Source organism: Flavobacterium branchiophilum NBRC 15030 = ATCC 35035 (assembly GCF_002217205.1).
Lineage (GTDB): Bacteria > Bacteroidota > Bacteroidia > Flavobacteriales > Flavobacteriaceae > Flavobacterium > Flavobacterium branchiophilum.
On record NZ_MUGT01000127.1, the window covers coordinates 2,952 to 11,052 of the forward strand.

At 36.2% G+C, this 8,101-nt stretch carries 7 protein-coding genes; 1 reads left to right on the plus strand and 6 read right to left on the minus strand.

Annotated features, from left to right (window positions below; genetic code table 11):
• The first annotated feature begins 84 nt into the window (after nt 1-84).
• Complete coding sequence (gene dinB / locus B0A58_RS12835; RefSeq protein WP_089081388.1) at nt 85-1,170, plus strand: DNA polymerase IV; 1,086 nt, start codon at nt 85-87, stop codon at nt 1,168-1,170.
• Between the two features lie 184 nt (nt 1,171-1,354).
• Here the strand turns inward: dinB and B0A58_RS12840 are convergent, their stop codons facing one another.
• From B0A58_RS12840 to B0A58_RS12865, 6 genes are all read right to left on the minus strand, one after another.
• The gene (locus B0A58_RS12840) at nt 1,355-2,407 is read right to left on the minus strand and encodes a sugar phosphate isomerase/epimerase family protein (RefSeq protein WP_014082762.1); all 1,053 of its coding nucleotides are present in this window, start codon (nt 2,405-2,407) and stop codon (nt 1,355-1,357) included.
• Nucleotides 2,408-2,417: 10 nt separating this feature from the next.
• Nucleotides 2,418-3,281, minus strand: coding sequence for a sugar phosphate isomerase/epimerase family protein (locus tag B0A58_RS12845; protein WP_089081389.1), 864 nt, complete (start codon nt 3,279-3,281; stop codon nt 2,418-2,420).
• A 20-nt stretch (nt 3,282-3,301) separates the two neighbouring features.
• Entirely contained in the window at nt 3,302-3,835 is a 534-nt protein-coding gene (locus tag B0A58_RS12850; protein WP_089081390.1) for a gluconate 2-dehydrogenase subunit 3 family protein, read from the minus strand.
• A 28-nt stretch (nt 3,836-3,863) separates the two neighbouring features.
• Nucleotides 3,864-5,552 (minus strand): GMC oxidoreductase, encoded by a 1,689-nt coding sequence (locus B0A58_RS12855; protein WP_089081391.1) that lies wholly within the window; start codon nt 5,550-5,552, stop codon nt 3,864-3,866.
• A gap of 47 nt (nt 5,553-5,599) precedes the next feature.
• Nucleotides 5,600-6,484, minus strand: a complete 885-nt coding sequence (locus B0A58_RS12860; protein ID WP_089081392.1) for a hydroxypyruvate isomerase family protein — start codon at nt 6,482-6,484, stop codon at nt 5,600-5,602.
• A gap of 123 nt (nt 6,485-6,607) precedes the next feature.
• Nucleotides 6,608-7,825: a nucleoside permease gene (locus B0A58_RS12865; protein WP_014082757.1), complete on the minus strand. Its 1,218-nt coding sequence runs from the start codon at nt 7,823-7,825 to the stop codon at nt 6,608-6,610.
• Between the last annotated feature and the right edge of the window lie 276 nt (nt 7,826-8,101).

Below are 8,101 nucleotides of genomic sequence, written 5' to 3' on the forward strand. Positions count from 1 at the left end.
AAAAATAACTACGCATCTTTGGACTATTTTATAAATATATTAGGTATTAATTTTTCGGGAACAACACAACTTTGTTAGAACAATATGGAGAATGGCAAGCCTTTACGAAAAATAATTCACATAGACATGGATGCTTTTTACGCATCGGTGGAGCAATTGGACCAACCAGAGTTGCGAGGCAAACCCATAGCTGTTGGGGGCAACGAAATTAGGGGTGTAGTATCGGCTGCCAGTTACGAGGAACGAAAATTTGGCGTAAGGAGTGCTTTGAGTGGGGTGTTGGCCAAAAAATATTGTCCAGACCTCATCTTTGTAAAACCTCGATTTGATAGATACGCAGAAATTTCAAAAAAAATAAGATCGATTTTTTATGAATACACAGATTTGGTTGAGCCATTGTCGTTGGACGAGGCATATTTGGATGTAACGCAAAACAAGAAAAACATGTCGAGTGCTACCATGATTGCGGCAGAAATTCGGCAAAAAATTTTTATAGAATTGGGTTTAACGGCTTCGGCAGGCATTTCAATAAATAAATTTGTTGCCAAAATTGCTTCGGATTACAATAAACCCAATGGTCAAAAAACGGTTGCTCCCAATGAGGTATTACTGTTTTTGGAGCAATTGCCCATCAAGAAATTTTATGGAGTGGGCAAAGTAACTACCGAAAAAATGTACCAACTTGGCATTTTTACTGGATTGGATTTGAAGTCAAAAAGTTTGGATTTTTTAGAAAAACATTTCGGAAAGTCGGGTACATTTTACTATCATGTGGTTAGAGGGGTTCACAACGGCGAAGTAAAAGCCAACAGAATAGCCAAATCGGTTGCAGCCGAACACACTTTTGACATCAATTTGACCTCGGAAATATTTATGTTAGAAAAACTAAGTAAAATTGCTAATGAACTCGAACGCCGACTTCAAAAACACCAAAAAGCAGGAAAAACAGTTACCCTAAAAATCAAGTATAGCGATTTTACACAGCAAACTCGGAGTAAAACCTTGCCCTATTTTATTTCAGACAAAAGTTTGCTTTTTGAATTTGCAAAAGAACTTTTATACCAAGAAAAACTAAAAAACTCTGTTCGATTATTGGGCATTTCATTGAGTAATTTGAATACAGAAACAACTAAAAAAAGTATTTTTGTACAACTAAAATTTGATTTTTGAAATTTAATACCAAATATATTTTTGATTAAAATAAATATGTTGTAAAAAAAAAAACATTATTTGTGTTGGAATCCTTTTTGCTAAAAAAACAAGTTGATTATATTATTTTATTGGTATAAATGGATTAGGTATTAAAAAAAAACAAGCGGCAAAATGTACCGCTTGGTTTGATTTTTTGTAGGTTTCAAATTCCTAAAACCTTTTTATTAAAATCGTTGTCTTGTCCTTTACCAGCAAAATCGTCAAAGGCTTTGTCTGTAACCCTAATAATGTGATTGTCTATAAATATAGCTCCTTCTTTAGCACCATCTTCTTGATTTTTATAACAACACTCCCACTCTAAAACCGCCCAGCCAGGAAAATCATAATGGGCTAATTTGCTAAAAACTTGTTTAAAATCCACTTGTCCGTCTCCTAAAGAGCGAAAACGGCCTGCCCGATCGGTCCAATTTTGATAGCCACCATATACACCTTGTTTGCCATTTGGATGAAACTCTGCATCTTTGATGTGGCAGGCTTTGATGCGTTCGTGGTAATGATCTATGTAAGCAACATAATCCAAACATTGTAAGATAAAATGCGAAGGATCATAAAGCAAACAGGCTCTTGGATGTTGGTGTACTTTATCTAAAAATCGCTCATAAGACACTCCATCATGCAAGTCTTCGCCAGCATGTACTTCATAACACAAATCGACACCCGATTGGTCAAAAGCATTAAGAATAGGAGTCCAACGTTTGGCTAGTTCTGTAAAACCATCATCAACAATTCCAGCAGGCCTTTGAGGCCACGGATATACCGTATGCCAAAGTAAAGAGCCACTAAAAGTTGCATGTGCTTGTAGTCCTAAATGCTCGGAGGCTTTTGCAGCCCACAGCAATTGTTGGACAGCCCATTGGTAACGGGCTGCTGGATTGTTTTTGCACGAATCGGGAGCAAATCCATCAAACAAGGCATCATAAGCAGGATTAACAGCAATTAATTGGCCTTGCAAATGGGTGGACAACTCCGTGATTTCAAGACCATAACTATTGATTTTGGCTTTATATTCTTGAGCAAAAACAGGATCTTCTGCAATGCGTTGTAAATCAAAATACCGATTATCCCAGGTTGGTATTTGTACACCTTTGTATCCTAAACTAGCTGCCCATTGACAAATGTGGTCTATGGTATCAAATGGTGCTTGATCTCCATAAAATTGTGCCAAAAATAGGGCTGGTCCTTTTATTGTTACCATATAATTTGTCTTATTTTTTAAATTGCTTCAAGTAATTGGCACTTATTTGAGCATCTGCAAGCACCCCTTTGCTATCGTATTTTTCTTGTTCATATATAAAATGTTCCATTCCATACTTTTGAGCTACTTGCAATATTTCTGAAAAAGAAATCATTCCTTCGCCCAAATTGCAAGAGGCAAATGGTTCTGTAGTATTTTTCAAGCGGTCTTTGATATGCCCTAATTTAAAACGATTTTGGTATTTTTTAAAATAATCTTCAGGATTGATACCCGCAGTAACTACCCAATAAATGTCCATTTCAAAATCAACCAAATGTGGATCTGTTAAGTCCATCATTACCTGTTGAGGGATTTGTCCGTCGAGTACTTTAAAAGAATAATCATGATTATGATAGGCAAATTTGATGCCTTCTTTTTTACAAATTTCTCCAGCTTTATTAAACTTATCGGCATACATTTTAAAATCGTCTATCGATTTTTGAGGGCCAAGCCATGGACAAACCAAATATTTGCCGCCAATACTGGCCACATCTGCAGCTTTCTGTTCCAAGTCTTTGGTCCAATCGCAGTGAGCACTTATCATTTGCAAACCTTCACCTTGTAAGAAAGATTGAAATTCTTTGGGTTGCATACCCCAAAAAATGCCTTTTGCACCTTCAAAACTTTCAACTTGAGTAAAACCCATTTTAGCAATTTGCGAAAGCGTTTCCTTTGGATTGTCGTTGATAATGTCTCTTAGGGTCCATAATTGGATACCAAAATGGTTGAAAATACCTGGAGTCATTCCTGTTTTTGAAGCACAAGCAATATGGGGCAATACTGCCAACAAAGCTGCTGCTTGACTTCCTTTTGTAACAAATTGTCTTCTGTTCATTTTTAAGTTTTTTTAATGGTTTAACCTTGCAATCCAACATAAGCCTTATCTCCTTTTTTATAAGGAATATCCCCTTGAAATTTTCCAGGAATTGGCACATAATTAAAAGTAGCTTTGAGGCCTTTTTCGGAGGTTAAATAGGCAAACAAAATAATTTGATACATAGCTAAAAAGCCTTTATCCTCTTTGTTTTTAACAGCATTAAAAACAGCTGCTTTTTTGTCGGCAGCTAATTTAGCAAAAGTATCGCCCATGGTTTTTGCCTTAGTTTCAATTTTATTTAATGCATCTAAAAAGGCTTTTTGTTCTTCGTCTGTATAAATATCTTGAAAAATTTTATCTACAAATGCTGCCACACCAACAGATTTTGCACCGGGTGTATCGGTTTCAGGAATAATGGTTTCGGCAATTTCGCTTAAAAGTGCCAGCATTGTTTGGTCTAATTTTTGTGAACCTGCTTGGTCATTTTTACAACTAGTTAAAAGAAAATTGGAACCCACAAAAAGGCCACCACTTACTAATGCTATATTTTTTATTAAGTCTCTACGATTCATACTATTGATTTTTTGGTTTTACAATGGGTTACAAATTTCCTTTTTTCATTTCTTCGGCAGCAAAATTTGCGGCACGAGCTGTTAAAGCCATGTATGTAAGCGAAGGATTAACACAACTTGCCGAAGTCATACAAGCGCCATCGGTTACAAAAACGTTTAAACAGTCCCACACTTGATTGTTTTTGTTCAAAACCGATGTTTTAGGATCGGCCCCCATACGGGCAGCCCCCATTTCGTGGATACCCATTCCTGGAGCATAGTCGGCTTCAAAGGTTTTTACGTTTTTAGCACCTGCAATTTCGAGCATTTCTTTCATATCATTCATCATGTCGATTTTCATTTTCTTTTCATTTTCTTTGATTTCGACATCAAATTTCAATACAGGCAAGCCCCATTTGTCTTTCAAATCAGGGTCTAATGAAATTTTATTTTCATGATAAGGCAACATTTCGCCAAAAGCAGTTGCTCCAATGCTCCAACCACCTAAACTACCAAAAACGTCTTTCAAATCTTTTCCAATGTTCATTTCGGCCACTTGGCTTTCCCAACCATTTCTAGATGCCCCCCCTTGATAACCAAAACCTCTGATGTAATTGCGCTTGGTTTTGTCATTGATATTATGGTAACGTGGGATATAAAAACCAGTTGGTCTGTAGCCAAAATAATAGGAATCATCAAAACCATCAAATTCACCACTTGCTCCTACTCTAAAATGGTGGTCCATTACATTATGCCCCAATTCACCACTAGAACTACCCAAACCTTCTTTCCAAACATCGGTAGCAGAATTCATTAATATCCAAGCCGAGTTTAAAGCCGAGGCACATAGAAACACTATTTTACTAGAAAAAACGTGTTCTTCTTTGGTTTCAGCATCAATAACGGTTACACCAGTAGCTTTTTTGGTATTTTTATCGTAATTTACTTCTTTTACGATTGAAAATGGACGAAGTGTCAAATTGCCTGTTTTAACTGCGGCAGGTAAAGTGGAAGTCTGTGTAGAAAAATATCCCCCAAATTGACAACCGTTCCAACACATATTGCGGTACTGACATTCGCTACGGCCTTCTAATTTGCCTCCAGTATTGTGAGCTGTTCTTCCAATAATCAGGCGTCGTTGATCGGCATAATGGGCTTTTATCTTTTCGGCTACCGTTTTTTCTACTGCATTTAGTTCCATTGGAGGCATAAAATGGCTGTCTGGCAATTGAGGTAAATTTTCTACCGAGCCACTAACACCAATAAATTTTTCAACATAAGTGTACCAAGGTTCTATATCTTTATATCGAATAGGCCAATCAATTGCAATGCCATCTTTCAAATTGGCTTCAAAATCTAAATCGCTCCAACGGTAACTTTGACGACCCCACATCAATGAACGTCCACCCACATGGTAGCCTCTAAACCAATCAAACCTTTTGGTTTCGCTATAAGGATTGTCTTTATCGCTTGCCCAATAAGACAAGTTTCGTTCATTAAGTGGATAATCTCTTTTGAGTACAGGATTTTCGGCAACCATTTCTTTGGTTGGTCTAAAATGACGGTGCGGGTATTCCCAAATGGGTTTGTTTTGTTCCGCATAGTCTTTAATGTGTTCTATGTTGTGTCCTCTTTCCAAGAGCAACACTTTTAGGCCTTTTTCAGTTAATTCTTTTGCAGCCCAGCCTCCAGATATTCCAGAGCCTACTACTATGGCATCATATTGATTTTCAGTCATTTTAATTACTTTATTTTAGTTAATAGTTTAAGTTAAATTTTATTTTATTAAATATCGCAAATGGCAATTGCTTTTGCTAATGATTCTGTTTTGTTTTTGGCAGTTGCTATAAATTCTTGTGCAACATATCCTGTATATCCTGTTTTGAAAATGGCTTTCATGATGGCTGGATAATTGAGCTCTTGGGTGTTGTCTATTTCATGTCGGCCAGGCACACCTGCCGTGTGGTAATGTCCAAAATAGTGGTGGTTTTTTTGAATGGTTTCAATGATATTGCCTTCCATTATTTGAAGATGGTATATGTCATACAAAAGTTTAAAATGAGAACTTCCCAATGCTTTACACAATTCGATTCCCCAACGAGAAGAATCGGCCATATAATCGGGGTGGTTTACTTTGCTATTAAACAACTCCATTTGTATCACAACCCCTCTTTTTTCGGCATGTGGCATAATTTGTTTTAAGCCAATTACACAATTTTCAAGTCCCTCTTGGTCGCTCATGCCGTTTCGATTGCCACTAAAACAAATTAGGTTTTGATACCCTGCATCGGCAACCCAATCAATATGTTTGAGGTAATTGTCTATCAAAACAGGGTGGTTTTTTAAATCGTTCCAGCCTTCGGTCAGGCTAATGTGAGCACCCGTGCACATTGAGCAATGAACGCCATGTTTTTTGAGGATTGGAAAATCTTTTGGCTCTATCAAATCAAGGGCAGAAAAACCTATTTGTTTGACTAACAAACACAAATCTGAAACAGACAAATGATCAAAAGTCCAGCGGCAAACCGAATGTTTGATGTTGCCTTTTAAAGGCTTTTGAATCCCATTTGACAAGGCAAAATTATTGTCATCTTGTGCCAATACTATTTGGGGGGTCAGGGCCACAAGGCCACCCCATGCAAGATTTTTTAACAATGCTCTTCTTTTCATATTTGTAATAGTGTAATTATTATAAAGTTCAAAATAGTTTTGCAACAAAATGTTACCAAATACAAACTGTAATTACCCGTTTAAAAAAACAGTTGAATTGAGATGGATTATGTATTAGAAACATTAATGTCCGCCTTGAATTTTTTGTTTTTCTTTAAAAAAAGCAAAAAACATCATCGAAATTCCAGCAGCAAACAAGCAAGGGAATATCCAGATTTTGTACCAATTGTGCATTCCATCGCCAACAGCATTTTGATCGACAATCAAGCCTGCAACATAAAAACCAATGTACATTCCAACACCATAAGTGGCTAAAGTAATCAACCCTTGTGCCGAAGAACGTACTTGTTCGCCTGCTTTTTGATCGGTGTAGATTTGCCCTGTTACAAAAAAGAAATCATAACAAACGCCATGAAGGGTAATTCCTAAATACAGCATCCATAAATTGTCGTCGATATTGCCATAGGCAAATAGTAAATACCTAACCACCCAAGCAACCATTCCAATGAGCAACATTTGTTTGACTCCAAATCGAACAAAAAACAAAGGCATTAAGAATAAAAATAATGTTTCAGACATTTGTCCAAATGTCATTTTGGCTGCGGCACCTTCCATGCCCACTTCGTTCAAAAATTGATTGGCCTGACCATAATAAAAGGCCAACGGAATACAAATTAAAATAGAAGCTATAAAGAAGATTAAATAATTTTTATCGCTCAATACTTTGAGGGCATCAAGACCTATAGTTTCAGAAAAACTAACTTGTTTGCCCGCTTTTGGTGGAGGAGTATTGGGCAAAAAGAAACAAAACACTCCAAAACCCGCAGAAACTATGGATGAAACTAAAAATGTGATGTTCAACGTTTTTGGCGAACCTTCCCAGGCCATCCAACCAATAATCAAGCCCGAAACTATCCAACCAATAGTACCCCAAACCCTAATGTTTGAAAATTCTTTTTCGGCATCTTGCATTTGATTCAAAGATATTGAATTGACCAAAGCTAAAGTTGGCATAAACAAAATCATGTAAACCAATAATAAGCTATAAAAAGAATCGAAATTGGTTTGCGAAGCTAATACATACAAGATTCCAGCACCAACAAGATGCAAAATACCTAATATTTTTTGTGCTGCAAAAAATTTATCGGCTATCATGCCCACTATAAATGGTGCTACAATAGCCCCCAAACATTGTGTGCCATAAGCCAAGCCTGTTTGAGTGCCGCTGGCTGCAATATCGCCTTTTGTCAAATAAGTTCCCATGGTTACAAACCAAATGCCCCAAACAAAAAAGTTGAAGAACATCATAATGGATAGTTTAATTCTAATGTCTTTTTTCATAAAAATTAATGTAGTTTTTTAGTTTTTAATAGTTGTTTTTTTGGAATTCTATTGCGTCATTTTAACACGATAGACCAAAAGTACTTTATTTTTATCAAACTTACAAATAAATTTTATCAATCCTAAAAAATATTCTCTTTTTTTACATTATATATTTTTTTAGGCTTAAAAAACAAACAATCACAAAAAAAGCATCTTGTTAAGAGTAAGTACTTGACAAGATGCTTATTATACCAAATATACATATAAAATAGTCCAATCTACTTGTTCTATTTT

Bases quoted from the DNA above. Each gene is read 5' to 3' on its own strand.
- B0A58_RS12865 (WP_014082757.1), bottom strand. From the start codon at position 7,825: ATGAAAAAAGACATTAGAATTAAACTATCCATTATGATGTTCTTCAAC.
- B0A58_RS12840 (WP_014082762.1), bottom strand. From the start codon at position 2,407: ATGGTAACAATAAAAGGACCAGCCCTATTTTTGGCACAATTTTATGGA.
- dinB (WP_089081388.1), top strand. From the start codon at position 85: ATGGAGAATGGCAAGCCTTTACGAAAAATAATTCACATAGACATGGAT.
- B0A58_RS12860 (WP_089081392.1), bottom strand. From the start codon at position 6,484: ATGAAAAGAAGAGCATTGTTAAAAAATCTTGCATGGGGTGGCCTTGTG.
- B0A58_RS12845 (WP_089081389.1), bottom strand. From the start codon at position 3,281: ATGAACAGAAGACAATTTGTTACAAAAGGAAGTCAAGCAGCAGCTTTG.
- B0A58_RS12855 (WP_089081391.1), bottom strand. From the start codon at position 5,552: ATGACTGAAAATCAATATGATGCCATAGTAGTAGGCTCTGGAATATCT.
- B0A58_RS12850 (WP_089081390.1), bottom strand. From the start codon at position 3,835: ATGAATCGTAGAGACTTAATAAAAAATATAGCATTAGTAAGTGGTGGC.